The sequence below is a fragment of the Ciceribacter sp. RN22 genome, assembly GCF_024054295.1.
GTDB lineage: Bacteria > Pseudomonadota > Alphaproteobacteria > Rhizobiales > Rhizobiaceae > Allorhizobium > Allorhizobium lividum.
In genome coordinates this window covers 3,001,317-3,025,517 of sequence record NZ_JAMXLD010000001.1, presented here as the reverse complement: position 1 = coordinate 3,025,517, position 24,201 = coordinate 3,001,317, and the positions used below count along the sequence as shown (strand labels likewise).

Genomic DNA, 24,201 nt, shown 5'->3' with positions numbered 1-24,201 from the left:
CCCCTCCTGTCGGGGTGGAGCCCCTTTCTACGCCCGTGCGTCCATCGGTGGAGGACAAGCCCGGCCATCAGACGCTTTTGAAATAGCATTCCATTGTGGTAGCCTCGTAGATGTCCCGCCGTGGGAGCGGCGGGGCTGGGAGGAACAGGATGAAACCGACGCTTGCTCGGCGCGCTTTCTTGCGCGGTTGCGCCGCATGTGCGGGTGCGCTCGCGCCCGACCTGGGTTTCGCGGAAGCGGACGAACTCCGGTTCGGCCTGACGCCGGTCTTCCTGACGTCTGACCTCGAGCTGCTTTCAAGACTGAAGATATACTTGGAAAGGGCAACGGGCCGGCGGGTGAAGATGATTACCCGCAGAACCTACCAGGAGATCACGTCGATGCTGATCTCGCGGGAGTTGGACGCTGCCTGGATCTGCGGCTATCCTTTCGTGGCAAATGCCGAGCAACTGGCTCTGGTCGCGGTGCCTATCTGGCGAGGCAGACCGCTTTACCAGTCCTATCTCATTGCCGGCAAAGGCAGGAATGCCCGCTCGCTGAACGAGCTCAAGGGCGACATCCATGCCTTCTCCGACCCGGACTCGAACTCGGGCTACCTCGTGACTGCCGCAGAGATGGCGGCGCTCGGAACAAGCCCCGACCGCTTCTTCAGCCGGGCCTTCTTTACCTACGGTCACAGGAACGTCGTGAGAGCGGTGGACACCGGCTTGGCTGCCAGCGGCAGTGTCGACGGGTACATCTACGAAGTCCTCAAGGAGACCGAGCCTGACCTCGTGGCCGGGACGGAGGTGGTGAGAAAGTCCACCTGGCTCGGCTTTCCGCCGATCGCCTGTCCCGCGTCCCTCGATCGCGCTCCCGTGACGATGGCGCTGCGCGATGCCCTCGCCGGAATGCCCGACGATCCGGATGGGCGAGCCGTCCTCGCCATGCTGCGGCTCGACGGTTTCCGCGAGGAGCCGGCTACGCTCTACGCGCCGATTGCCGAGCTCATGCGAAGCCTGGGGGTATCGCGGGGATGAACCGGGCCTTGCCTCTGTCGCTCAAGGTGCCCGCGGTCGCCGCCGCGTTTCTGATTGTCGTGTCCGTGTTCATCTCGCAGCAGGTCCTTGCCAGGCTCGAAACGATCCAGTCCGAGCACCTGAGAACCCTGGCGACCGTGCATCTGGACGGGTTGACCTCGGCATTGTCGGACGCGGTCCTGCGTGAGGACGTCTGGGAAGCGTTTGCGATCCTCGATCGCTCGCGACAGGGAATGAAGGGGGTGAAGGCCCTCGAGACCGTCGTCGCCAATACGGAGGGCAGGGTCATCGCCGCGAGTGACCCGAAAGCACTTTCGACCGGCGCAACGATCCCGACCGACTACCGGCGCGTCATCGATAACCCCGAACGCTTCCTGATGGACGAAGCATCCGCGCGAGCCTTTGCGCGGCGTGACATTGTCTATAACGGGCAGGTGATCGGCACGGTGCTCGCAAAGCTCGACATTGCCGCACTGCTCGCCGACAGAATGCGGGTGCTGACGGCACTGGTCGCGACGAACGCGGTACTGACGCTCATCGCCGTCGTCGTGGCCTGGCTGACGGTCCGGCGCATGATGCGGCCGGTCGATGTGCTGACGGGGCATCTGGAGGACAGTGCCTCGCCGACGCACGAACCGATCGCCGATGCCGAGATCAAGCGCGCCGGCTCGGAGTTTCGGCGTCTGTTTCGGGCGTATAACGCGATGGTTGCCGGCCTCGACGAACGGGACCAGCTCGAGCGAAAGATCGCCGAAGAGGAGCGCCTTGCGAGCCTCGGCCGTCTGGCGTCCAGCATGGCGCACGAGATCAACAATCCTCTCGGTGGCATATTCAACGCGCTGGACACGCTCAAGCATCACGGCGACAGGCCCGAGGTACAGCTCAAGTCGCTCTCCCTCATCGAGCGCGGACTGAAGGGAATACGGGACGTCGTCCGGTCGACGCTGATGACCTGGCAGGTCAATCGCGAGAGCCGCCCACTCGAAATCCAGGACTTCGAAGATCTGCGTATCCTCGCCGGGCCAGACAGCCGCCATCGTGATCTCGAACTGGACTGGGACGTGCAATTGGACGGAACTGTGGACATTCCCGCTTCCGAGGTCCGTCAGATCGTCCTGAACTTGCTGCTGAACGCGTGCCGCGCCTCGGAGACCGGCGGCCGTGTGACCCTGCGCGTTCGCCTGTCGGAAACGGGCCTCGTCGTTGAGGTCATCGACGAAGGTCCCGGAATGCCGGACTACGCGGTCAGGACCCTGGTCGATTTCGCCGCTGCTCCGAGTCCATTCGCAAGCGGCCACGGGCTCGGGCTCTGGACGACGCGCCGGCTGGTCGACGAACTGGGGGGCAATGTCGGCGTCGACACGAGTGCCGACGGGACGCGCGTGACGGTCTTCCTGCCTCAGACTACCTCGAAGGAACGAAGAGATGCTGCTTGAGAAAATTAGCCTGGGCTTGATCGAGGACGACCCGGTGATGGGCGAGTCGCTGGTCCAGCGGCTCGAGATCGAGGGTGCGACGGTCGAGTGGTGGCGGTCGGTCGGCGCGGCGAGACGGGCAATTGAGAAAGGCGCGCCAAAGGACGTGATCATCTGCGATATCCGCCTTCCAGACGGCTGCGGCGAGGATGTCTTTATCGGGGCCGCCGAGGCGACCAATCCTCCTCCTTTCCTCTTCATGACGGGATATGCCGATGTGGATCAGGCTGTGAGGCTCATTCGCTCGGGCGCCGGTGACTATCTGGTGAAGCCGTTCGACATGACCGATTTCCTCGATCGTGTGATGCGGCTGATCGGAACCAGGACCGGCATGCAGCAGCCGACGCTCGGCGTCTCGGCCGCCATGGCATCCCTCGAGACCCTGCTCCTGCGGATATCGCGGTCGTCTTCGAACGTCCTGATCACGGGCGAGACGGGCGTCGGCAAAGAGGTCTGCGCCCGCTACCTGCATCGAAACTCGGCGGTGGCAGAAGGACCTTTCGTCGCGGTCAATTGCGCTGCGATCCCGGAAGAGCTTCTGGAAAGCGAGCTATTCGGACACGAGAAAGGCGCGTTCTCCGGTGCGGTGAACCGCCACCTCGGCTATGCGGAAAGGGCCAAGGGTGGCACGCTGTTTCTGGACGAGATCGGCGAGCTCTCGCCGCGCCTCCAGTCGAAACTGCTTCGCCTGATCGACAGCCGGACCTTCAGTCGCGTCGGCGGCGAGGCCACGATCCAGTTCGAGGGGCGGCTTCTGTGCGCCACCAACGTCGATCTTCGCGAAGCGGTCAGGGCCGGCAGGTTCCGCGACGACCTGTTCTATCGGATAAATGTCGTTGCCGTCGAAGTCCCACCGCTCCGCGCCCGCCCGGACGACGTGATCTGGCTTGCCGAGCAGTTCCTTTCCGAGATGGCGGATCAGCAGGAGCAAAGTCCCGCCGGTCTGTCGGAGCTCGCTGCACGGGCATTGAAGAGGCACACCTGGCCCGGCAATGTTCGCGAGCTTCGCAATCGCATAGAACGCGCCACGCTCCTTGCGCTTGGCCCCTGGATCATGCCGGGAGACCTCTTTCCCGAGCTTGCAACGGCAGGCGGGACCGAGTGGCCGCAGGGCGGAGCGGACTTCGAGCCGCTGGATGTGGCGCGAGACGAGGCGGAGCGAAGCCACATCCTGCGGGCGCTGGAAGCAACCGGCGGTGCCATCACGCCTGCAGCCAGGCTGCTGCGCATATCGCGCACGACGATGTGGGAGAAGATGCGGCGCCTTAATATCGACGCCCCGGAGACCGAGCGCGCGGTATGATGTTCGGAAACCGGGACGCCCGTGGCCCGGGCATGTTCGGGATTTCGGACACGAGTCCTCGGTAACCGGTCCTCACCCCTGCAAATCCGGCATATTAGAGCCCGGCATGGGCTGGCACGGCCTTTGCAATCCTCTTCTCATCGCATCAGGAGGAGGATTTCATGGTTTGCGACAACATCATTCAGATGGGGCGGCGTCAGTTTCTCCGGGGAGCCGGCGTTGCGGCCGCCACCGCGGCAGCGAGTGCTGCCGTACCTGCGCCGGCTGAGGCAAAGGGCGGGACGCCCGGAGCGCGCGTGGACTATCCGTCCGCGAAGCTCGCCAACGTCAAGGATCTCGCTTCCGGCGAGCCCTTGGATATTTCCTATCCCGACGAGAATTCCCCCGGTGTCTTGCTGAAGCTCGGCACGCAGGTCGAAGGGGGCGTCGGCCCCGACGGCGACATTGTCGCGTTTTCGTCGCTCTGCCCGCACAAGGGGTTCTTCCTGAGCTACTCCGCCGAAGACAAGACCCTGAATTGTCCGGGACACTATTCCCGCTTCGACTGTGAAAAGGCGGGCCAGCAGGTGTGGGGCCACGCCACGCAGAACCTGCCGCAGTTCACGCTGCGCGTCGACGACAAGGGCGACATCTACGCCGAGGGCGTGGACGAGCTGATCTACGGCCGTCTGTCGAACGTGCTCTGAGGAGAAACAGCCATGACATTCAAACGTCAAATCGACCGTCTCCCCATCGTCCCGGTGGATGCCAAGGAGCACAACGTCACCTGCCACTACTGCATCGTCGGATGCGGCTACAAGGCCCTGACCTGGGACATCAACCGTCAGGGCGGCACCGACCCGAAGCAGAACAAGTTCGGCGTCGACCTCGCGAGCCAGCAGGAAGCGGAGACCGAAGCCTGGTATGCCCCGTCGATGTACAACATCGTCAAGCAGAACGGCCGCGACGTTCATCTGGTGATCAAGCCCGATAGAGCCTGCGACGTCAATTCCGGGCTCGGGTCGATCCGCGGTGCCCGCATGGCGGAGAACCATCCGTCGCAGGCCCGCAACACGCAACAACAGCGCCTTACCGAGCCGATGGTCTGGCGTTACGGCGAAATGCAGCCGACGAGCTGGGACGACGCGCTCGATCTCGTCGCCCGCGTGACCGCTGCCGTGATCGACGAGCAGGGCGAGGATGGGGTGTTCGTCTCCATGTTCGACCACGGCGGATCGGCGGGCGGCTATGAAAACACCTGGGGCACGGGCAAGCTCTATTTCGGGGCGATGAAGATCAAGAACGTTCGTATCCACAATCGCCCGGCCTACAACTCGGAGGTCCATGCGACGCGCGACATGGGCGTCGGCGAGCTCAACAACTGCTATGAGGACGCAGAGCTCGCCGACACGATCATGGTCGTCGGTGCCAACCCGCTGGAAGCCCAGACCAACTACTTCCTCAACCACTGGATACCGAACCTGCGCGGTACCACGGTGGACAAGAAGCAGAAGGAGTTCCCGGGCGAACCCGTCGAGCAGGGCCGGATCATCATCGTCGATCCACGACGGACGGTGACCGTTGCGGCGTGCGAGGCGGAGGCGGGCAAGGACCGCGTGCTGCATCTGGCGATCGAGCCGGGCACCGACCTGGTGCTGTTCAACACGCTCTTCACCTACATCGCCGACAAGGGCTGGGTGGACAAGGCGTTCATCGACGCCCACACGCATCAGGAGTCGGCTGAAGGTCCGGCACTTATCGCGCGCCCGGGAAGCGCCGAGGCCGACAAGGATCACGCCCTGACGGGCTTCAAGGAGACCCTCGAGGCCAACCGCGTTTCGCTTGCCGAAGGGGCGAAGATCACCGGGCTTGCCGAGGCAGACATCGTCAAGGCGGCAGAATGGATTGCCAGCCCCAAGGAAGGTGGCAAGCGCCGCCGGACCATGATCGGCTATGAAAAGGGCCTCATCTGGGGCAACGACAACTACCGGACCAATGGTGCGCTGGTGAACATCGCGCTGGCGACGGGCAATGTCGGCCAGCCGGGCGGCGGCGTCGTCCGCCTCGGCGGGCATCAGGAAGGCTATGTGCGGCCGTCTGACGCCCATGTCGGACGTCCGGCGGCCTATGTCGACAAGCTGTTGATCGAGGGCAGGGGCGGCGTTCACTACATCTGGGCCTGCGACCACTACAAGACCACGCTGAACGCGATGAAGTTCAAGCAGGTCTACAAGCGGCGGACCGACATGGTGAAAGATGCCATGAACTCGGTTCCCTATGGGGACCGGGAGGCGATGGTTGCGGCGATCGTTCAGGCCATCCGCCAGGGCGGCCTCTTCTCCGTCGACATCGATATCGTCCCGAGCCAGATCGGGCAGGCAAGCCATGTCTGGCTGCCGGCAGCGATTTCAGGCGAAATGAACCTGACTTCGATGAACGGCGAGCGCCGTATGCGTCTCACCGAGCGCTATATGGACCCGCCGGGGCAGGCAAAGCCCGACTGTCTCATCGCGGCCGGTCTGGCCCAGAATCTCGAACGGGTGTTCCGCGAAAGCGGGAAAGCCGGCTATGCCGACCAGTTCAAGGGCTTCGACTGGGCGACAGAGGAGGATGCGTTCAAGGACGGCTACATGCAGCATGCCGGCGGCGGGGAGTTCGTGACCTACGACCGCCTGCGGGCCATGGGCAACAACGGCTTCCACGAACCCGCGACCGGATTTGAGAACGGCCAGATCGTCGGAACCAAACGGCTCTATACCGACGGCAAGTTCTCAACCGACGACGGCAAGGCGCGGTTCCTGGCCGCTCCCTGGCGCGGCTGGGCGGCACCGGGCAAGGCGGAACAGCAGGCGAAGTATTCCTTCCTGATCAACAACGGCCGCGCCAACATCGTTTGGCAGAACGCGTTCATGGATCAGGCGAACGACTTCGTCATGGACCGGATGCCCTATCCCGTCCTCCAGATGAATCCGGAAGACATGAAGGAACTCTCGCTTGCGGAAGGCGATCTCGTCGAGATCTACAACGACGCCGGCGCGACCCAGGCGATCGTCTATCCGACGGCAACCGCCAAGCGGAAGCACACCTTCATGTTGTTCGGCTATCCGACGGGCGTCCAGGGCAACGTCATCAACGCAGGCGTCAACGAACTCGTCATCCCGAACTACAAGCATACCTGGGCCGATATCCGCAAGATATCGTCGGCCCCGGCCAACGTGAAAGGCCTGAGCTTCAAGGACATGGAGTATCGGGTCTGAGCGAGGGGACGCGGGGCGCGCAAGCCCCGCGTCCCGTCGGTCTTGGGGGAGGAGGAACGTCATGAAGCAGGCAACGCATACGCCGATCTACGCGATCAGGCGCGATGATCCGGAGGCTGCAGATCATATCGTCGCGGACATGCTCGACTTCGCCAGAAGTCTCGGCATCCTCGTTACCGGGGTAGTCCAAAAGAACATTCGCCGGACGGACCGTGTGCACAACGATATGCATCTGGTCTCGATCGACAGTTGCAACGAGTACAGGATTTCCGAGGACCGGGGAAAGTTCTCGGCCGGCTGCCGTCTCGACCGCGACCTGATCGCCCGGGCGGCACTGGACGTCGAACAGGCCCTCATGACCGGTACACCGCAGCTTCTCGTGCTGAACAAGTTCGGCAAGGCCGAGGAGGAGGGCGGCGGCATGCGGCAGGCGATCGCCATGGCGACGGAAGCCGACATTCCGGTTTTCATGAGTGTGGGGAGGCTTTCCCTGGGTTCGCTTCTGGACTTTGCGGGGCCCCTCGTCGAGGTCGCACCGGCGGAGATCACGCCGGCGAGAGCCTGGCTGCTGTCTCATTTGCCGGAGATCGCAAGTGTCCCCGAGCTGAAACAGATACAGGGGATCGCGTGCGAGATCGCGCGATGAGGGCTTGTCGCAAAGTCAGGTCCGGCACGCAGTTTGCCCTTGAATGGGGTGCACTTCACGCTTTGTTAACCTTTTGAAGTCCGAAAAGGCGCGCGAGCAGATCATTCTGATCATTGACGGTCCACTCGCCACCGAAACCCTTTCTCAGCCAGAGCATTGCTTCGAAACGCAATCGTTCGGCGCGCCGTATTGAAGGATTGGAAGCCGCCGATCTTGGGCATATTCTTCTTCACTCGGAAATGATCACTCTCGATGCCTTGCTGGAGATGCTTGGTAACATAGTGAACCGGTTCCGGATGCAGGTGCCCGTCATCGACCGCCGCCTTGATCGTTGAGGGAAAGGTGTTGGCACCATCGGTGCCGATCTTCCCCGGCGAGAGCAGCGGCTCGTCCTTGAGCGTTTTGCGGAAGAAGCGCTTGGCGGTGTCGAGGTCGCGCTTTGCGGTAAGCAGGAAATCCACCGGATTGCCATGCTTGTCGATGGCTCGGTCCAGATAGCGCCATTTGCCGCGGATCTTGACGTAGGTCTCATCGATCCGGACCGATCCGCAATGCGGTTTGCGGAACTGTCGCAGCCGCTTCTCCATCATCGGTGCATAGGCGAGAACCCAGCGATTGATGGTACTGTGGTCGACCTCGAAGCCGCGTTCCCGGAACATCTCTTCCAAGTCTCGGTAGCTGAGCGGATAACGCAGATACCAGGTCACCGCCTGTACGATGAGCCATGCCTCGAAATGCCGCCCTTTGAAATCGTCCTTCGACTGGCGCCTCAGCTTCTCGGCAATAGCATTCAGAAGTATCGGCATGCTCCACGACATTGGGAGCGGCAATCTCTCCAGGCTTGGTCAACAGCTCGTTAACTACGAAAATTTGCGACAAGCCCCCTGCAGATCCGAGGCACATCTGACGCTGCGTCTCGGTTGGCTCTCTCGCCCACAGGGTCGAGGGAAGCTTCTGACTGTCGTGCAACTTCGGGTAAGCGAAACCTCAGTGAACCGCCTTGATCCCTTCGAGGATCAGTGTGGTGGCGACATCCGCATAGTCTTCCCGCGTGATGCGGCCGCCATCGCGAAACCACATGTAGACCCAGTTCATCATGCCGAACAGTGACATGGTGACTGGCATCAGCAGCGGCCGTTCCTTGCTGTCGAGTTCGGGGTTGATTTCGCGAAGCAGGTTGGAGAAGCGGCGGACGATCCGTCGTTCGATCTCGGTTATCCCCGCCTTCTGCTCATCGGAAAGGGCTGAGGTCGCGTTGAGCTGCACCTTGTGCTGGTTGTCGGCGCCACGATAGTTCTCGAGCACCGCCCCGACCAGCCGGCGCAAGCGCTTTTCCGCCGGCTCATCCGCAGCATCGGCTGCCTGGATCGCCTGGTCGAGCTCGTCCAGATGGGTGACAATGATCGCGTAGATCAGCGCGTCCTTGCTCGGATAGTAGTGATAGAGCAGAGCCTTAGAGACGCCCGAATGGGTTGCGATCTGGGACATGGAAGCCTTCTCCATGCCCTGTTCGGCAAATACGGCTGCGGCATGGTCCAGAATGCCGCGGCGCTTTTCCTCAAAGTCGGTTGCCCGGGTACGAGCCATGATTTCGCTTTCCTGCTTGCAGAACACCTGCAAAAGGGGGGCACTTATGCCCCCGCCTCATTACAACAATTGTCCTTGAACTGTCACGGGTACCCGGTCAGCTCTTCGGGCGGTTGTCCACCACCCGCTTGGCCTTGCCCTCCGAACGCGCGATCGAGGTGGGATCTCTTACCTCGATCCTGGTGCTGATTCCGACGACACTCTTGATGTGATGCGCCAGTTCCTTGGCTGATTGCGCGCGGGCCGCCGCGTCGGTGTAATCGGCCGCGCATTCGACATGCACGGTCATGTTGTCCATACGGCCGACACGTGTCAGCTCGATCTGGAAGTGCGGAGCAAGGCCGCCGCATTTCAGGATCTGCTCCTCGATCTGGGTCGGGAAGACGTTGACGCCGCGCAGGATGATCATGTCGTCGCTGCGCCCGGTGATTTTTTCGATACGCCGCATCGAGCGCGCCGTGCCGGGCAGCAGTCGGGTGAGGTCGCGGGTGCGGTAGCGCACCATCGGCAGCCCTTCCTTGGTCAGTGTCGTGAACACGAGTTCGCCGAGCTCTCCGTCGGGCAGCACTTCGCCTGTCGTCGGATCGATGATCTCCGGATAGAAGTGATCCTCCCAGACGTGCAGGCCATCCTTGGTTTCCACGCATTCGTTGGCGACGCCTGGACCCATGACCTCGGAGAGACCGTAAATGTCGACCGCATGCATGTTGAATGCCTGCTCGATCTCGGTTCGCATGGCGTTCGTCCAGGGCTCGGCGCCGAAGATGCCGACCTCGATCGGGCTTTCGCGCGGGTCGATGCCCTGGCGGCGGAACTCGTCGAGGATCGATAGCATGTAGGAAGGCGTCACCATGATGACGCGCGGTTTGAAGTCATTCATCAAGGTGACCTGGCGCTCGGTCATGCCGCCCGAGATCGGTACGACTGTGCAGCCGAGACGTTCGGCACCGTAATGTGCGCCGAGCCCGCCCGTGAACAGGCCGTAGCCATAGGCGATATGCACGATGTCGCCCGGACGGCCGCCGGACGCCCGGATCGAGCGGGCGACGACGTCGGCCCAGACGTCGATGTCGTGCTTGGTGTAGCCGACGACCGTCGGCTTGCCGGTGGTGCCGGACGATCCGTGGATGCGCACCAGCTTTTCCCGGGGAACGGCGAACATGCCGAAGGGATAGGTGTCGCGCAGATCGGTCTTTGTGGTGAACGGGAACTTCGACAGATCCGATAGGGTCTTCAGGTCTTCCGGATGCACGCCGTGCTCGTCGAAACGTTTCCGATAGAAGGGCGAGTTCTCGTAGCAATGTTTGAGCGAGCGCTTCATCCGGTGAAACTGGAGCGCCGAGATTTCGTCACGCGAGGCGATTTCGATCGGATCCAGATCCTGGGGGCGGGTTACAAAGTCGAGCATGATTTCCTCCCTGGAATGCGCTGGTTCAGGCGGGATCGGGCAGGTGGGTGCCCTTCACCGTCCGCGACAGGCCGCGAAACTCGGCGACGAGGTCGCCACTCTGATTTGAAATGCGAATGTCGTAGATTCCGGACCGGCCCTTGCGCGATATCTCGCGGGCTTCGGCTATCAACCGGTCGCCTATTCTCCCGGGACTGATATAGGTGATCGTGCAGTTCTGCGCGACGGTCACCTGGTTGTAGCCGTTGCAGGCGAAGGCAAAGGCGCTGTCGGCGAGGGTGAAGATGTAGCCGCCATGGCAGTTGCCATGGCCGTTGGACATGACCTCGGTGATGGCCATTGAGAGTGTCGCCTGACCCGGCGCGATGTGCTCGATACGCATGCCGAGGTGCTGCGACGCCTTGTCGAGCTTCCACATGGCCTCGGCGCAGGCTTCGGCCATTTGCTGTGCGTTCATGGTCATTTGCCCGAAAACTCCGGCTTGCGCTTTTCGAGGAAGGCGGTAACCCCCTCGGCATAGTCCGCTGTGCGGCCGGCTTCCCGCTGGCAGTCGCGCTCCATGTCGAGCTGCTGGTCGAGGCTGTTGGTGGCCGCCGCCTGGATGAGCCGCTTGGTGAGGCCGAGCCCGCGGGTTGCGCCCTCGGCCAGCGACCGGGCGAGCGTTTCCGCTTCCATCATCAGCTGGTCGTCTTCGACCGCCTTCCAGATCAGACCCCAATCGGCCGCACGCTCCGCCATCAGCGGTTCGGCGGTCATGGCGAGTGCCTTGGCGCGCGGTTCGCCAAGAATGCGGGCGAGGCTCCAGCTGCCGCCGGCATCAGGGATGAGCCCGATCTTGGAAAAGGCCTGGATGAATTTCGCCGAACGGGCGGCAAGCACGATATCGCAGGCAAACGCGATGTTGGCGCCGGCCCCTGCGGCGACCCCGTTGACCGCGCAGACGACCGGCTTCTCCAGCGAACGGATCAACCGCAGTGTCGGATTGTAGAAGGTTTCGAGCGTGTGCCCGAGATCAGGGGCAGGCTCGCCCTTGCGTGGGTCGCGATCGCCGAGATCCTGGCCGGCGGAAAAGCCCCGGCCGGCGCCGGTCAGCAGCACCGCCCGCACGGTGGCATCATCGTGGGCGCGCTGCAATGCCGCGCGCAAGGCGATGTGCATCTCTTCGTTGAACGAATTGAGTTTTTCCGGGCGGTTCAGCGTCAACCGCAGAACGCCGCCATCCATCGCCACCAGAACAGTGTCGGATTGGTGCATCGCTGTCTCCCTTGCCCCACTCCAAATCCGGGGCCGTAAAAAGCTCTTGCATAAACCGACCGGACGGTCAATTATAAACGACAGCAGAGGAGAATTTTGTCATGTCTGACCTGTTCAACCGTCATCGTGATCTCTTGGAAACAGCCGTCAAGGCCCTGTCCGAACGCGGTTTCTGGTCACCCTTTCCGGAAGTCCCGAGCGGCAAGATCTATGGTGAGACCGCCAAGGACGACGGCGAAGCTGCCTTCCGGTCGCTCGTTGGCGACCGGTTTGACCTGCCGGATCATCCGGAGAGCAAACGGCTCGGGTCGGAGAACTCGCCCTGGGGGTTCGATCTGAACATCCTCTACCCGTCAAGCGATGTCGCGACGCTCGTCGCCGCCTCGAAAGCAGCCGGTGAAGTTTGGGCAGATGCATCGCCGGAGACACGGGTCGGCGTCTGTCTCGAAATCCTGACGCGTCTCAACCGCATGAGCTTCGAGATGGCCAATGCCGTCATGCACACGACCGGCCAGGCCTTTCCCATGGCCTTCCAGGCCGGCGGCCCGCATGCACAGGACCGCGGCCTCGAAGCGGTTGCAACCGCCTGGGTGGAGATGACCCGCACGCCGGGTCAGGCCACCTGGGAGAAGCCGCAGGGCAAGGCCCCGGCGATCATCCTCGAAAAGAACTGGCAGGTCGTGCCGCGCGGCATTGCTCTTGCGATCGGTTGCCAGACCTTCCCCACCTGGAACAGCTATCCCGGCATCTTTGCGAGCCTTGCCACCGGCAATACGGTGATCGTCAAGCCGCATCCCGGCGCGATCCTGCCACTTGCGCTGACTGTGAGAGTGGCGCGCGAGGTTCTCGTCGAAGCCGGCTTCCCGGCGGACGTCGTCCTGTTGGCGGTCGATGAGGCGGGCGCGGAAATCACGAAGAATCTCGTTACTCACCCGGACATCGCCATCATCGACTACACCGGCTCCAGCGCGTTTGGGGAATGGGTGCGCGACAATGCCGGTTCGGCTCAGGTGTTTACCGAGGAAGCAGGCGTCAATTCGATCGTGATTGCCGCGACCGACGACTTTGCCGGAATGTGCGCCAATATCGCCTTCTCGATCTCGCTCTATTCGGGCCAGATGTGTACCGCCCCGCAGGACATCTTCGTTCCGCGCGCCGGCGTCGAGACCAACGAAGGTCACAAGAGCTTTGATGAGGTCGCCACTGCAATCGCCGCCGCCGTCGACGCGCTTCTGAGCGATCCGGCGCGCGCCTCCGGCGTTTGCGGTGCAATTGCCAATCCCGCGACGCTGGCGCGGCTTGACGAGGCGCGGAGTCTCGGACGCATCATCCGCGACTCCGCCCCACTGGCGAGCGGTCGCAGCGCAACCCCGTTGATCATTGCCGTCGATGCGGGCGGGACGAAGGCACATGAGGAAGAGTGCTTCGGCCCGATCGCCTTCATCGTCGCCGCGGATAGCGCAGAGGCCGCGATCGACCTGGCGGCCGGCCTCGCCCGCAGCAAGGGCGCGATCACTGCCGCACTTTACGACACTGACGAGGCGCGCATTGCATACGCGGTGAAGGTCTTTGCCCGCGCCGGCGTCAATCTGTCGATCAATCTCACCGGCAACATTTTCGTCAACCAGTCTGCGGCGTTTTCGGATTTTCACGTCACCGGTGCCAACCCGGCCGGAAATGCCAGCCTGACTGACACCGCCTTCGTCGCCAACCGGTTCCGGCTGGCGATGTGGCGCCGCCCCAAGGCGGCGTAACGCCTTTCTTTCAATGTTCTCAGGGAGGAGACACAAATGAAGACGACGACAGCACTCGTCACACTGATGGCAATGGGTTTCGCAGGGGCGGCCGAGGCCGAGATCAGGATCGGCGCCACCGTATCGGCGACCGGACCCGCTTCGTTCCTCGGCGACCCCGAGGCCAAGACGCTGGAAATGCTGGTCGAGGAGATCAATGCGAAGGGCGGGGTCAACGGCGAACAGCTCAAGCTCGTTCTCTACGACGATGGCGGCGATCCGAACAAGGCGCGCACCTTCGCAACCCGTCTCGTCGAGGACGACGAGGTGGTGGCCATCATCGGCGGCACGACGACGGGCACGACCATGTCGATCATTCCCGTCGCCGAGGACGCCGAGGTGCCGTTCATCTCGCTCGCCGGCGCCATTGAGATCATCGATCCGGTCAAGCACTGGGTCTTCAAGACCCCCCATACCGATCGCATGGCCTGCCAGAAGATCTTCGAAGACATGAAGAAGAACGCGATCAGCAAGATCGGCGTCATTTCCGGCACCGATGGCTTCGGCGCCTCGATGCACAAGCAGTGCGTCGCCGTTGCCGGCGACTACGGCATCGAAATCGCAGCCGACGAGACCTATGGCCCGCAGGATGCCGACATGACGCCCCAGTTGACCAACATCAAGGGCACGGCCGGCGTACAGGCCGTGCTGAATGCAGGCTTCGGACAGGGTCCGTCGATCGTCACCCGCAACTACTCGCAGTTGGCCGTCGGCCTGCCGCTCTATCAGTCGCACGGTGTCGCCTCCGACGGCTTCATCGAGCTTGCCGGCGCGAAGGCCGCCGAGGGCGTTCGCCTTCCAGGCACCGCGCTGCTGGTTGCCGGCATCCTCGCCGACGGCGATTCCCAGAAGGCCGTGGTGACGGAGTACAAGGCAGCCTACGAGAAGAAGACGGGTTCTGCCGTCTCGACCTTCGGCGGCTATGCCCACGACGCCCTGCGCATCCTCGTCGATGCCATCGGACGTGCCGGTTCGGCAGAACCCGAAGCGATCCGCGATGCGATCGAAGGCACGTCCGGCCTCGTCGGTACCACCGGCGTGGTGACGATGTCGGCGGACAATCACCTCGGCCTCGATCTCTCGGCATTCCGCATGCTGGAAATCAAGGACGGTGGCTGGACCATCATCGAGTAAGCACCCGAACCGTCCCCTCGCGGGACATGGCACTGGCGTGGAGCCCGCAGGTCACCTGCAGGCCCCACGTCGCAAACAAGCGGCCACAACGGGGTCTTCGATGCCAGAACTGATGCAGTTTCTCCTTTCCGGCGTGACGGTCGGTGCGGTCTATGCGCTCGTGGCGCTGGGCTTCACCATCATCTACAACGCCTCCGATGTCGTGAATTTCGCCCAGGGCGAATTTGTCATGCTGGGTGGCATGATCACGGTGTTCGCCTTTGAAGCGGGCCTGCCGCTGCCGTTGGCGGCGCTGATTGCGATCGCCGCGACCGCAGCCATCGGCGTCGCCCTGAACAAGCTCGCCATCGAGCCGGCGCGTGGCGCCCCCGTCGTGTCGCTGATCATCATCACCATCGGCGCGTCGATCTTCATTCGCGGCGTGACGCAGCTCATCTTCGACAAGCAGCTGCACCGCTTCCCGGCTTTCACCGGCGACGAGCCGATCAGGATTCTCGCCGCGACGATCCTGCCGCAGAGCCTTTGGGTCATCGCCGGCGCCGTTGTCGTGTTCGTAGCGCTCTGGCTCTTCTTTACCCGCACCCTGACCGGCAAGGCGGTGCTCGCCACCTCGAACAATCGCCTGGCAGCCCAGCTCGTCGGCATCAACACCAAGTGGGTCATGACACTGTCCTTCGCACTGTCGGCGGCGATCGGCGCGCTCGCCGGGGTGCTCGTCACCCCGATCACGCTGACGAGCTACGATCTCGGCATCGCACTCGCCCTGAAAGGCTTTGCCGCGGCCATGCTCGGCGGCATGGGCAATCCGAAGGGCGCCCTGGTCGGCGGCCTGCTGCTCGGCCTCTTCGAAGCGCTGACTGCCGGCTTCATCAGTTCGCAGTATAAGGACGCGGTCGCCTTCATCGTCATTCTCGCGGTCCTCTTCGCGATGCCGCAAGGCCTCTTCGGGCGCAACACGGTCAATCGGGTGTGACGATGCGGCTCACGACAAAACAGACCACACTTCTCGTTCTGGCGCTGCTCATTGCGGCCACGCCCTTCTTCTTCCCGTCCGCATTCTACTTCCGTATCGGTTCGCTTGTGTTCGTCAACGGCGTGGCGGTGCTCGGCATCGTCATCCTGACCGGCTTCGCCGGACAGATCAGCCTCGGCCATGCCGGTTTTGCCGGTATCGGCGCCTATGCCTCGGCGTTGGCACCTGTGCATCTCGGCCTTCATCCGGCCTTGGCCGCGATCCTCGGTGGCGTGCTTTCCGCGGTGATCGCCTATGTCGTCGGCCGGCCGATCCTGCGGCTCAAGGGGTACTATCTCGCCGTCGCATCACTCGGCTTCGGGATCCTGGTCTCCATGGTGCTCTCGAACGAGGCCTGGCTGACCGGTGGCCCGGATGGCATTGCGGTTGCGGACCTCGGACTTCGCCAAGCGCTCAAGAAGCTCGGCCTCGAGCTCTCGGCGCCGGAGTTCTGGTATTTCTTCTGTGGCCTCTGCCTGCTGGTCGGTGCGTGGCTGGCGCTCAATCTGCACGATAGCCCGACCGGCCGCGCGCTTCGGGCGCTCCACGGGTCGGAAATCGCCGCGAGCACGGTCGGTGTCGATGTGCCCCGGGCGAAGCTTCAGGCCTTCGTCATCTCGGCGGTCTATGCCTCGGCCTCGGGTTCCCTGCTCGCCCTGCAGAACAAGTTCATCACGCCGGATGTCGCGGGCTACATGCATTCGATCGAGCTGGTCACCATGGCGGTGCTGGGTGGCGCCGGATCGGTGCTCGGAGCGATCTTCGGTGCGGGCATTCTCACCCTCCTGCCGCAGGTGCTGACCGTATTTGCCGAATACGAGCAGGTCGTGCTCGGGCTGGTGATGATGCTGGTGATGATCTTCCTGCGCGAGGGCCTGCTGCCATCGCTGATGCGTCAATTCACTGGGAGGGGAGCATGAGCCTTCTCAGCGTCGAAGGACTGGGAATCGCTTTCGGGGGCCTGAAAGCCGTCGATGATGTGAGCTTCTCGGTCAATTCCGGGGAAATTGTCTCCGTCATTGGACCGAACGGTGCCGGCAAGACCACCTTGTTCAACATGATCTCGGGCGTCTACATGCCGAGGTCGGGGAGGGTGAGACTGAACGGTGAGGACGTGACCGGCTTCTCGCCGCATCTGCTGGCGCGCCGCGGCATGTCGCGCACCTTCCAGAACCTGCAGATCTTCCAGAACATGACGGTGCTGGAAAACGCCATTGCCGGGTTTCATTTGCAGGAAAGAGGTTCGGTATTTGCCGATCTCCTCGGGCTGCCGGGGTCAAGGCGCCGCTCCCGCGAAGCGCAGGCCGGTGCGCGCGAACTCCTGGCGCGCGTCGGTCTTGCCAATGCGGCCGAACTCGAGGCCGGCAGTCTCTCCTACGGTGCGTTGAAGAGGCTCGAAATCGCCCGCGCTCTTGCGCTCGATACCAAGGTCCTGCTGCTCGATGAGCCGGCGGCCGGCTGCAATGCCGTAGAAACAGAGGAGATCGATCACCTGATCGCCGAGGTGGCGGCCTCGGGCGTCGCCATTCTTCTTGTCGAGCACGACATGAAGATGGTGATGCGGATCTCCAACCACATCGTCGTCCTCGATCACGGCGTCAAGATCGCCGAGGGCGAGCCTGCCGCCGTTTCGCGCGACCCGAACGTGATTGCGGCCTATCTCGGAACGAAGGCACAGGAGCCGTCCCATGCTCACGGTTGAGGGACTGAGATCACGCTATGGGCGCATCGAAGCGCTGCACGGCATCGACCTGCACATCGATTCCGGCGAGATCGTCACCATCGTCGGCGCAAACGGCGCCGGCAAGACCACGCTTTTGCGCTGCCTGTCCGGCCTGCAGCCGGTGAGCGGCGGCGAGATCATCTTCCGCGGCGAGGCACTCACCACGACACCGGCCTTCAAACGCCTGGAGCGCGGGCTCGCCCAGTCTCCCGAGGGTCGGCAGATCTTCACCAACCTGACGGTCGAAGAAAACCTGCGTCTCGGGGCCTTCCTCTTCACCGACGACCGGGTCGATCGGGATATGGAGAATGCCTTCGAGATGTTCCCGATCCTGAAGGAGAAGCGCAATCTCGCCGCCGGCGGCCTGTCGGGAGGCCAGCAGCAGATGCTCGCGATCGCCCGCGCCCTGATGGGACGACCGTCCTGCCTGCTGCTCGATGAACCCTCCATGGGACTTGCGCCCATTCTGGTTCAGCAGATCTTCGATGTGGTCAGGAGCATGCGGGACCTGAAGGTCACTGTTCTGCTCGTCGAGCAAAACGCCTTCGGCGCGCTGTCGGTCGCCGATCGGGGCTACGTCATGGAAACCGGCAGGATCACCATGGAGGGGCCGGCCGGCGAGCTGCTCGCCGATCCTCGCGTTCGAGAAGCTTATCTGGGAATTTGAGAGCATATGACTGTCGTCACCATCGCCCGCGAGGGCAAGATCGCCGTCGTCACCGTCGACAATCCGCCCGTGAATGCGTTGAGCCAGGCCGTTCGCCAGGGTCTTTGCGAAGCGGTCGCCGCCCTCGACGCTGATCCCGGCGTGGCGGCGGTGGTGCTCACCTGTGCCGGGCGAACCTTCATCGCCGGCGCCGACGTCAATGAATTCGGCAAGCCGCCGCAACCGCCGCATCTGCCTGACGCCATTTCTGCGATCGAAATGGCGGCAAAGCCATGGATTGCAGCAATCCACGGTTCGGCGCTCGGCGGTGGTTTCGAGGTTGCGCTCGGCTGCCGCTTCCGGTTGGCTGCGCGGGAGGCCTCGGTCGGCCTGCCGGAGGTGACCCTCGGCATCGTCCCCGGCGCCGGCGGGACGGTGCGCACCGTGCGTCTCGCGGGTGTCGAGGTCGCGGTGGATCTGGTGACCACCGGCAAGCCGGTGCGAGCACTGCGGGCAATCGAACTCGGGCTCATCGACCGGATCGTCGAGGGCGATCTTCGTTCCGGTGCCGTCACCTTTGCAGAGAATCTTGCCGACGAGCTGCCCGTTCCACTCTCTCTACGAGCGGCGCCGTCAATGCCGGAGACCTTCTGGGAGAACGCCGAAGGCGCCATTGCCAAACGTGTGAGAGGTGAGATAGCGCCGCTTCGCGCTCTCGCGTGCCTGCGCCGGGCAACCGAGGTCGATTTTGCCTCCGCGATGGCGTTCGAGCGGACCACTTTCCTGAACCTGCGTGCCTCTAAACAGGCTGCCGCGCTCCGCCATGTCTTTTTCGCCGAACGGGCAGCCCCACGGCCGGCGCCCCTTGCAGGCATCGAGACCCGTCCGCTGCGCAACGCCGCCGTGATCGGTGGCGGCACGATGGGGGCGGGGATTGCTGCGGCGTTCCGCGACGCAGGTCTCCCGGTCATCCTGATCGAGCGGGACGATGCGGCCGTCGAGCGCGGTCTTGCCAACCTGAAGGCGATCTTCGACGGGGCGGTCAAGCGCGGGCGACTGACCGAAGTGGCCGCCGAGGCTCGGCTTGCCGGGGTCATAGGTTCGACCGACTATGCCGCGCTCGCCGATTGCGACCTCGTGATCGAGGCGGTCTTCGAGGAGCTTTCCGTTAAGCGTCAGGTGTTCGATGAACTCGGTCGCGTCTGCCGCGCCGACGCGGTGCTGGCGACCAACACGTCCTATCTCGACCCGCGGGAAATCGCCCAAGGCCTGCCGCGTCCGGGCCGCTTCATCGGCCTGCATTTCTTTAGCCCAGCCAATGTCATGAAGCTCCTTGAGATCGTGCCGACGCCGGAGACGGACGCCGCGACCCTCGCCACGGGTTTCGCGCTGGCTCGCCTGCTCGGCAAGGTGCCGGTCCGTGCCGGCATCTGCGAGGGCTTCATCGGCAACCGCATTCTCAAGCGCTATCGCGCCGAAGCCGAAGCGTTGGTCCGGCAGGGTGTCGCGATCGCTGACGTCGACGCCGCAATGCGAGCCTTCGGCTTCGCCATGGGCCCCTTCGAAGCGCAGGACCTCGGTGGCCTCGACATCGCCTTTCTGCAGCGAGAAGGTGCACGGGCCGCCGGCCTAGACGTTCCTGAAACGCTCGGCGACATCCTCGTGAGAGCCGGCCGCAAGGGCCAGAAGACCGGCGGCGGCTGGTATGACTACAAGCCCGGCGATCGACGCGCTCATCCCTCGCAGGAGGTTGATCAGCTGCTCCATGGCCACATCAAGCCTGCGGCTGCCCTGGATGCCGCGGCAATCGCCGATCGCCTGGTCAGTGCGATGGCGCGCGAAGGCGAGGCAATCCTGGCTGAAGGGGTCGCCGAAAGGGCGTCGGACATCGACCTCGTCGAAATCCACGGCTACGGTTTCCCGCGCTGGCGCGGCGGTCCGATGTTTTGCATATCACCGGGCGGCTGACGGACCGGGTGACGGCAACGCAGTTGCCGTCGATCTCTTCCGCAGCTTCATTGCCGACGATAGGCGCAGCCGTCGCAGCCTTCGTCCGCCTGGAGGACATGATCGCGATAGAGCAAATCGTAACTGCGCGGTGTCAGCCGTTTCTCGATCTTCCGCTAAGCTCGCCTCTTCTCCAGTTCTGCATCGGAGACGAGACGACGGATAGCAAGGTTCTTGGCGCTGAGCGCGATCGGCGTTGAAGCAGATTGAGGAGCTCCTGGGCCATCCTTGGCCCTTTCCCGGCAAGCCGCCCAAAGACGACCTCGGCACATGGCCCGTCGCCGAGGATTGGCCCGACTCCGTTCCCGTCGCTGAGGCGGAGATCGAGGTCATCGAACGATGGTTCGGGGGATCTGTTCGATGAACTCTTTGGCTCATCCGATCTTTGATACATCCGGCAACATGCCGTATATGATCTTGTCAAGGAGATCAGTCGTGCCCAGACCCGCAAGTGAAATCGAAACCGGCCGCCTTGAGGCGCGCGTTCCCGTCCACATCTATGAGCGGATGCAGCGCGCGGCCAAGCGGCGCGGCATGACGCTGACGGGCTATCTCATCGCCATGGCGGGCGAGGAAGCCGACGTGCTACGTTTAGCGACGGAGGATCGGGTGCGCTTTGCGAAGGCGCTGATTGATCCGCCCGCGCCCAACGTCCGTCTTGCCCGCGCCGCGAGGCGTCATGCCGACCTGATCGCGCCGCGGTGAGTGCAAGCCAAGCGGACGCCGCGGCTTCAGGCCGCCGGCTGCCCCGTAGCGTGTATCATCTCAACGTTCTTTCATCGCACTGGAGGCCACCTCTGCCAACGGCGAGAACAGATATTCGAGAATGCGACGCTGACCAGTCTTGACCTCGACCTAACGGCCATGCCGGGTGAAAGGTGGACCGGGTTACCGTCCACGAGGATTTCGGCCTGGATCGGTTCGACGACGACCGGGTAGACTAGGTTCTGAACCCTCTGGGCGTTGCTGATCGGCACAGTCGACTGCAGACTGCCCGATGACATCTCTTCCAATTGGCGGGCGTCGGGCTCGGGAATTGCCGGATGACCTTTCCATGCAGGATGCCGTATCGCGTGAAGGGAGATGCTTCGACCTTGATAACTGCCTCCTGCCCTGCCTGCACGAAGCCGATATCCCGATTTGGCAGATAGGCCTCGATCTCAAGTTTCTGGTTCATGGGAACGATCCGCATCAGCTCAGTGCCCGGTGCCAGGACCTGGCCAACGGCGGTGATGGCCGATGCTTGTATGATGCCGGTTTCCGGACTGCCGATCGTCATCGCCATCCGCTTGCGGTTGGCCTTCGCCAGATCCTGCTTCACCTGATCGACTTCGCGGAGTGCTTCGGCAAGGCGTTGCATATTGTCGACGAGAAACGCGCTGGGAGATGTCAGGTTGTTGAGCGATGATAGAAGTATTCCACCGCTCTTTGAGATCAGGCAAGCGTGCCCGTCGCGACGTTCCAATGCGCCATGGCTTGCAAGCGATGAATGTGGATCGCGAGAGCGGAGCGTTTCTGATGCGGTGGAACGAAGATGTTCCGGACTGCCGAGAAAATCGATACGAAGCGTTGCAGGCCTCCTACCGATCGAAATCCCTGCAGCATTCGCTCCCGCTTTCGCAGTGGCAAGTGCGAATTTTCCGCCCGGTTGTTGAGACCTTTGTGCGATCGATGCTCGACATCCGGCACGACCTCGCGCTTTGCTGCGCCATATGAGCGGAGTTTGTCGGTGACGATACGCTTCGGCGTGAGACCCTGCTTCTTCAACAGCCTGATCAGCAATCGCCTGGCGGCCTTGGCGTTGCGACGGTTCTGGACAATTTCGTCGAGAACGTACCCATCCTGATCGACGGCGCGCCAGAGCCAGTGCTTTCTGCCGGCGATGGAAATCACCACCTCATCCAGATGCCAGATGTCCCTACGGGAAGCCGTCCTGCGGCGCAGTTGCTTGGCATAAGCCGGACCGAATTCCCGGACCCACCTGCGGATCGTTTCATAGGAGACGACAATCCCGCGCTCCAGCAACATCTCCTCGACCAATCGCAGGCTTAGCGGAAACCGAAAATAGAGCCACACGGCCCGGGCGATGACCTGTCGAGGAAACCGATGGTTCTTGTAGCCGATGACCGGCTTGCTCATCACCGACCAATAGACCGAAGCCGCTAAACCGGAAATAATGTGACAACGCCGTCCTTGCGGTTTGTCTTCGGGTGGGGATCTTCCCGGACTTTCTGGTAGAGCCGGATGTCCGAGCGGGAAAACTCGTTCATCTCTTGCCGCAATGGTCCCTGCCAGAGGGTGGCATCCATGCCGTTTTTCCCGTGGCACGTTTCCGACCGGCCAAGGTGCGTATCTTCCTCGACATGTTGATTGCGGCGGAACGTAATCGAAGCCGCAAAAGCCGCACGTCCCGGCAGTAGCCGGGACGCAACGCTGTTGCAGGAAACGCGTCCCGGAAGATACTCAGTTGACGCCGTTTTCGTGAAGGAATTCATCCAGCACGCCGAAGCCACCCTCGGCCAGCGTTTGCATGTGCTCACGAATAAAGTTGGTCGGCTGACTGGCGAGATAGAAATGCTCGTAGAGATCGACACGTGCACCGAGCGCAGAGCCGACGAAATCCCAGGCAAGACGGAAGATGCGGGCGCGATGCTCGGCATCCTTGCCATTGGCCGACGGCATGTACTTGTCCAGCAAGGGCTGCATCGCCGGGTTCTTGAAGGCTTCCAGAGAGGGGGTGGCGAGCAGGTTGTGCGCGCCGATTGACTTCAGCAGTTCCGCCATGCGGCTCATCCAGCTCGGCATCTGCGCGCGGACGGCACGCAGCGGCCTGTCATCGCAGAAGAAGGCACCCGATCCCCAGTCGCGGGCGTCGATCATCGCGGCCCTGGTGGCCGCGCGGGTCAGTTGGGAGTAGGACCACAGCTCTCCAAGCCGCATGGCCACGTCCGGCTTTTTCTCGACATTCATGATTTGGGCCATGCGCGTGCAGAGATCATAGGCGAACTCAAGCTTGACGGCGGCGCGTGTCGAGGTCTGCTGAAACACGTTCGCGGCCCATCCCGCGGCCCTGAGATTGTTGTAGGCGTCGAGATCGCAGTCGATGAACATGCGCTCGTGTGGAACCAGCACGTCATCGAAGATGACATAAGTGTCCTGTTCGTCGAAGCGGCTGGAAAAAAGCTGATCCTGCTGCGGTGCCGTCGTGCCGTAATGGTCGCGGCAGACCTGGATGACACCTTTCGTCTTGACGGGGATGGAGAACATCAGGGCGTGTTCGGCTGCGCTGCCGGGCGGAAGAGGCCCCGCCGGATAGACGAAGATCTCGTCGGCAAAGGGACCGAGCGTCGCGAGGATCTTGGCGCCACGCACAATCACGCCCTCGTCGGTGCGACCGACGGCCTTCAGCGCGATTTCACCGTTCAGGCCGATCAGTTCGCCCACGCTCTTGTCGATGGCGGGCTGGATGATGGTGTGCGTCATCGACAGATCCTTCTCCACTACCTCGCGGTAGAAGGCATGAAGACGGTCATACGATGTGGTGTCCCCCTTGCTGGTGAAAATGTCCTTGCGGGCGACGAAGCCGGCCAGCGTCACGTTGACATAGTCGGGAGTGCGACCGAGCATGCCGCAGGAATACCGGGCGAACCGCTCGAAGGCGCGGTGGCGCCGCTGAAGGTCGTCGGCGTTGCGGGGTACAATGAGGCTCGCATTCATCGGCTGGCCCGTTACCGGATCGGGAACGAGGCAGTCCTCTGCGTATCGGTGCTGCCAGTCGAAATAGCCCGCCATCCCCAGGACAGAGCCGCGGAGAACCGGATGGGTGGTAACGTCCTTCACCCTCTCATTGCCCAGCCAGATCTCCCGATCGTCCTTCAGCCCCTCGATGAACTCTTTTCCCGTTCGTGCTGCCATTCTGGTCTCCTCCTCACATGGACGCGCGTTCTTCTGAACCCGA

Annotated in this window: 22 protein-coding genes and 1 pseudogene; 15 read left to right on the top strand and 8 right to left on the bottom strand. The window is 62.9% G+C overall.

Going from position 1 to position 24,201, the window contains the following annotated elements; genetic code table 11:
- The first annotated feature begins 149 nt into the window (after positions 1–149).
- The 6 genes from NHF53_RS14790 to NHF53_RS14765 all read left to right on the top strand — a co-directional run bounded on the left by NHF53_RS14790 (position 150) and on the right by NHF53_RS14765 (position 7,679).
- Entirely contained in the window at positions 150–1,019 is an 870-nt protein-coding gene (locus NHF53_RS14790; RefSeq protein WP_252834811.1) for a PhnD/SsuA/transferrin family substrate-binding protein, read from the top strand.
- Positions 1,016–2,455, top strand: a complete 1,440-nt coding sequence (locus tag NHF53_RS14785) for a HAMP domain-containing sensor histidine kinase (protein WP_252834810.1) — start codon at positions 1,016–1,018, stop codon at positions 2,453–2,455. The genes NHF53_RS14790 and NHF53_RS14785 overlap by 4 nt, the downstream gene beginning before the upstream one ends.
- The gene (locus NHF53_RS14780) at positions 2,445–3,797 is read left to right on the top strand and encodes a sigma-54 dependent transcriptional regulator (RefSeq protein WP_252834809.1); all 1,353 of its coding nucleotides are present in this window, start codon (positions 2,445–2,447) and stop codon (positions 3,795–3,797) included. The genes NHF53_RS14785 and NHF53_RS14780 overlap by 11 nt, the downstream gene beginning before the upstream one ends.
- A 161-nt stretch (positions 3,798–3,958) precedes the next feature.
- The gene (locus tag NHF53_RS14775) at positions 3,959–4,483 is read left to right on the top strand and encodes an arsenate reductase (azurin) small subunit (RefSeq protein WP_114364096.1); all 525 of its coding nucleotides are present in this window, start codon (positions 3,959–3,961) and stop codon (positions 4,481–4,483) included.
- A 12-nt stretch (positions 4,484–4,495) separates the two neighbouring features.
- Positions 4,496–7,033, top strand: a complete 2,538-nt coding sequence (locus NHF53_RS14770; protein ID WP_252834808.1) for an arsenate reductase (azurin) large subunit — start codon at positions 4,496–4,498, stop codon at positions 7,031–7,033.
- Positions 7,034–7,094: 61 nt separating this feature from the next.
- Positions 7,095–7,679 carry a DUF2478 domain-containing protein gene (locus NHF53_RS14765; RefSeq protein WP_252834807.1) on the top strand — a complete coding sequence of 195 codons (585 nt, stop codon included), beginning with the start codon at positions 7,095–7,097 and terminating at the stop codon, positions 7,677–7,679.
- 55 nt (positions 7,680–7,734) lie between these two features.
- On the opposite strand, the pseudogene NHF53_RS14760 reads toward NHF53_RS14765, so the two are convergent.
- From NHF53_RS14760 to paaG, 5 genes and pseudogenes are all read right to left on the bottom strand, one after another.
- A pseudogene (locus tag NHF53_RS14760) lies at positions 7,735–8,479 on the bottom strand (IS6 family transposase).
- A 187-nt stretch (positions 8,480–8,666) separates the two neighbouring features.
- Positions 8,667–9,266, bottom strand: coding sequence for a TetR/AcrR family transcriptional regulator (locus NHF53_RS14755; RefSeq protein ID WP_252834806.1), 600 nt, complete (start codon positions 9,264–9,266; stop codon positions 8,667–8,669).
- 97 nt (positions 9,267–9,363) lie between these two features.
- Positions 9,364–10,674, bottom strand: a complete 1,311-nt coding sequence (gene paaK / locus NHF53_RS14750) for a phenylacetate--CoA ligase PaaK (protein WP_252834805.1) — start codon at positions 10,672–10,674, stop codon at positions 9,364–9,366.
- A 25-nt stretch (positions 10,675–10,699) separates the two neighbouring features.
- Positions 10,700–11,137, bottom strand: a complete 438-nt coding sequence (paaI, locus tag NHF53_RS14745; protein ID WP_252834804.1) for a hydroxyphenylacetyl-CoA thioesterase PaaI — start codon at positions 11,135–11,137, stop codon at positions 10,700–10,702.
- Positions 11,134–11,928, bottom strand: coding sequence for a 2-(1,2-epoxy-1,2-dihydrophenyl)acetyl-CoA isomerase PaaG (paaG, locus tag NHF53_RS14740; RefSeq protein ID WP_252834803.1), 795 nt, complete (start codon positions 11,926–11,928; stop codon positions 11,134–11,136). The genes paaI and paaG overlap by 4 nt, the downstream gene beginning before the upstream one ends.
- Before the next feature lie 101 nt (positions 11,929–12,029).
- On the opposite strand from paaG, the gene paaN reads away from it, so the two are divergent.
- The 8 genes from paaN (at position 12,030) to NHF53_RS14700 (ending at position 20,948) form a co-directional block, all read left to right on the top strand.
- Complete coding sequence (paaN, locus tag NHF53_RS14735) at positions 12,030–13,682, top strand: phenylacetic acid degradation protein PaaN (protein ID WP_252834802.1); 1,653 nt, start codon at positions 12,030–12,032, stop codon at positions 13,680–13,682.
- 36 nt (positions 13,683–13,718) lie between these two features.
- Positions 13,719–14,855, top strand: coding sequence for an ABC transporter substrate-binding protein (locus NHF53_RS14730; RefSeq protein ID WP_252834801.1), 1,137 nt, complete (start codon positions 13,719–13,721; stop codon positions 14,853–14,855).
- A 100-nt stretch (positions 14,856–14,955) separates the two neighbouring features.
- Positions 14,956–15,828, top strand: coding sequence for a branched-chain amino acid ABC transporter permease (locus NHF53_RS14725; protein WP_252834800.1), 873 nt, complete (start codon positions 14,956–14,958; stop codon positions 15,826–15,828).
- A 2-nt stretch (positions 15,829–15,830) separates the two neighbouring features.
- A complete protein-coding gene (locus tag NHF53_RS14720; RefSeq protein WP_252834799.1) occupies positions 15,831–16,787 on the top strand; it encodes a branched-chain amino acid ABC transporter permease in 957 nt (318 codons plus the stop codon).
- Positions 16,784–17,569, top strand: a complete 786-nt coding sequence (locus NHF53_RS14715) for an ABC transporter ATP-binding protein (protein ID WP_252834798.1) — start codon at positions 16,784–16,786, stop codon at positions 17,567–17,569. The genes NHF53_RS14720 and NHF53_RS14715 overlap by 4 nt, the downstream gene beginning before the upstream one ends.
- Positions 17,556–18,257, top strand: coding sequence for an ABC transporter ATP-binding protein (locus NHF53_RS14710; protein ID WP_252834797.1), 702 nt, complete (start codon positions 17,556–17,558; stop codon positions 18,255–18,257). The genes NHF53_RS14715 and NHF53_RS14710 overlap by 14 nt, the downstream gene beginning before the upstream one ends.
- A 6-nt stretch (positions 18,258–18,263) precedes the next feature.
- Complete coding sequence (locus NHF53_RS14705; RefSeq protein WP_252834796.1) at positions 18,264–20,204, top strand: 3-hydroxyacyl-CoA dehydrogenase NAD-binding domain-containing protein; 1,941 nt, start codon at positions 18,264–18,266, stop codon at positions 20,202–20,204.
- Between the two features lie 474 nt (positions 20,205–20,678).
- Positions 20,679–20,948: a DUF1778 domain-containing protein gene (locus tag NHF53_RS14700; RefSeq protein WP_252834795.1), complete on the top strand. Its 270-nt coding sequence runs from the start codon at positions 20,679–20,681 to the stop codon at positions 20,946–20,948.
- 235 nt (positions 20,949–21,183) lie between these two features.
- On the opposite strand, the gene NHF53_RS14695 is transcribed toward NHF53_RS14700, so the two are convergent.
- Both NHF53_RS14695 and NHF53_RS14690 read right to left on the bottom strand, forming a co-directional pair.
- Positions 21,184–21,708, bottom strand: a complete 525-nt coding sequence (locus NHF53_RS14695; protein WP_252834794.1) for an HlyD family efflux transporter periplasmic adaptor subunit — start codon at positions 21,706–21,708, stop codon at positions 21,184–21,186.
- A complete protein-coding gene (locus NHF53_RS14690; protein WP_374591123.1) occupies positions 21,678–22,382 on the bottom strand; it encodes an IS6 family transposase in 705 nt (234 codons plus the stop codon). The genes NHF53_RS14695 and NHF53_RS14690 overlap by 31 nt, the downstream gene beginning before the upstream one ends.
- Positions 22,383–22,453: 71 nt before the next feature.
- On the opposite strand from NHF53_RS14690, the gene NHF53_RS14685 reads away from it, so the two are divergent.
- On the top strand, positions 22,454–22,663 hold the full coding sequence (locus tag NHF53_RS14685; RefSeq protein WP_252834793.1) for a LysR substrate-binding domain-containing protein: 210 nt from the start codon (positions 22,454–22,456) through the stop codon (positions 22,661–22,663).
- Positions 22,664–22,706: 43 nt separating this feature from the next.
- Here NHF53_RS14685 and NHF53_RS14680 read toward each other — a convergent pair whose 3' ends face one another.
- On the bottom strand, positions 22,707–24,158 hold the full coding sequence (locus tag NHF53_RS14680; RefSeq protein ID WP_252834792.1) for a 4-hydroxyphenylacetate 3-hydroxylase N-terminal domain-containing protein: 1,452 nt from the start codon (positions 24,156–24,158) through the stop codon (positions 22,707–22,709).
- Between the last annotated feature and the right edge of the window lie 43 nt (positions 24,159–24,201).

Excerpts from the sequence above, each read along its gene's own strand:
- NHF53_RS14755 (WP_252834806.1), bottom strand. The coding sequence starts at position 9,266 with ATGGCTCGTACCCGGGCAACCGACTTTGAGGAAAAGCGCCGCGGCATT.
- NHF53_RS14680 (WP_252834792.1), bottom strand. The coding sequence starts at position 24,158 with ATGGCAGCACGAACGGGAAAAGAGTTCATCGAGGGGCTGAAGGACGAT.
- NHF53_RS14705 (WP_252834796.1), top strand. The coding sequence starts at position 18,264 with ATGACTGTCGTCACCATCGCCCGCGAGGGCAAGATCGCCGTCGTCACC.
- paaG (WP_252834803.1), bottom strand. The coding sequence starts at position 11,928 with ATGCACCAATCCGACACTGTTCTGGTGGCGATGGATGGCGGCGTTCTG.
- NHF53_RS14775 (WP_114364096.1), top strand. The coding sequence starts at position 3,959 with ATGGTTTGCGACAACATCATTCAGATGGGGCGGCGTCAGTTTCTCCGG.
- NHF53_RS14770 (WP_252834808.1), top strand. The coding sequence starts at position 4,496 with ATGACATTCAAACGTCAAATCGACCGTCTCCCCATCGTCCCGGTGGAT.
- NHF53_RS14730 (WP_252834801.1), top strand. The coding sequence starts at position 13,719 with ATGAAGACGACGACAGCACTCGTCACACTGATGGCAATGGGTTTCGCA.
- NHF53_RS14690 (WP_374591123.1), bottom strand. The coding sequence starts at position 22,382 with ATGAGCAAGCCGGTCATCGGCTACAAGAACCATCGGTTTCCTCGACAG.
- NHF53_RS14715 (WP_252834798.1), top strand. The coding sequence starts at position 16,784 with ATGAGCCTTCTCAGCGTCGAAGGACTGGGAATCGCTTTCGGGGGCCTG.
- paaI (WP_252834804.1), bottom strand. The coding sequence starts at position 11,137 with ATGACCATGAACGCACAGCAAATGGCCGAAGCCTGCGCCGAGGCCATG.
- NHF53_RS14790 (WP_252834811.1), top strand. The coding sequence starts at position 150 with ATGAAACCGACGCTTGCTCGGCGCGCTTTCTTGCGCGGTTGCGCCGCA.
- NHF53_RS14725 (WP_252834800.1), top strand. The coding sequence starts at position 14,956 with ATGCCAGAACTGATGCAGTTTCTCCTTTCCGGCGTGACGGTCGGTGCG.
- NHF53_RS14720 (WP_252834799.1), top strand. The coding sequence starts at position 15,831 with ATGCGGCTCACGACAAAACAGACCACACTTCTCGTTCTGGCGCTGCTC.
- NHF53_RS14780 (WP_252834809.1), top strand. The coding sequence starts at position 2,445 with ATGCTGCTTGAGAAAATTAGCCTGGGCTTGATCGAGGACGACCCGGTG.
- paaN (WP_252834802.1), top strand. The coding sequence starts at position 12,030 with ATGTCTGACCTGTTCAACCGTCATCGTGATCTCTTGGAAACAGCCGTC.
- NHF53_RS14785 (WP_252834810.1), top strand. The coding sequence starts at position 1,016 with ATGAACCGGGCCTTGCCTCTGTCGCTCAAGGTGCCCGCGGTCGCCGCC.
- NHF53_RS14765 (WP_252834807.1), top strand. The coding sequence starts at position 7,095 with ATGAAGCAGGCAACGCATACGCCGATCTACGCGATCAGGCGCGATGAT.
- paaK (WP_252834805.1), bottom strand. The coding sequence starts at position 10,674 with ATGCTCGACTTTGTAACCCGCCCCCAGGATCTGGATCCGATCGAAATC.
- NHF53_RS14710 (WP_252834797.1), top strand. The coding sequence starts at position 17,556 with ATGCTCACGGTTGAGGGACTGAGATCACGCTATGGGCGCATCGAAGCG.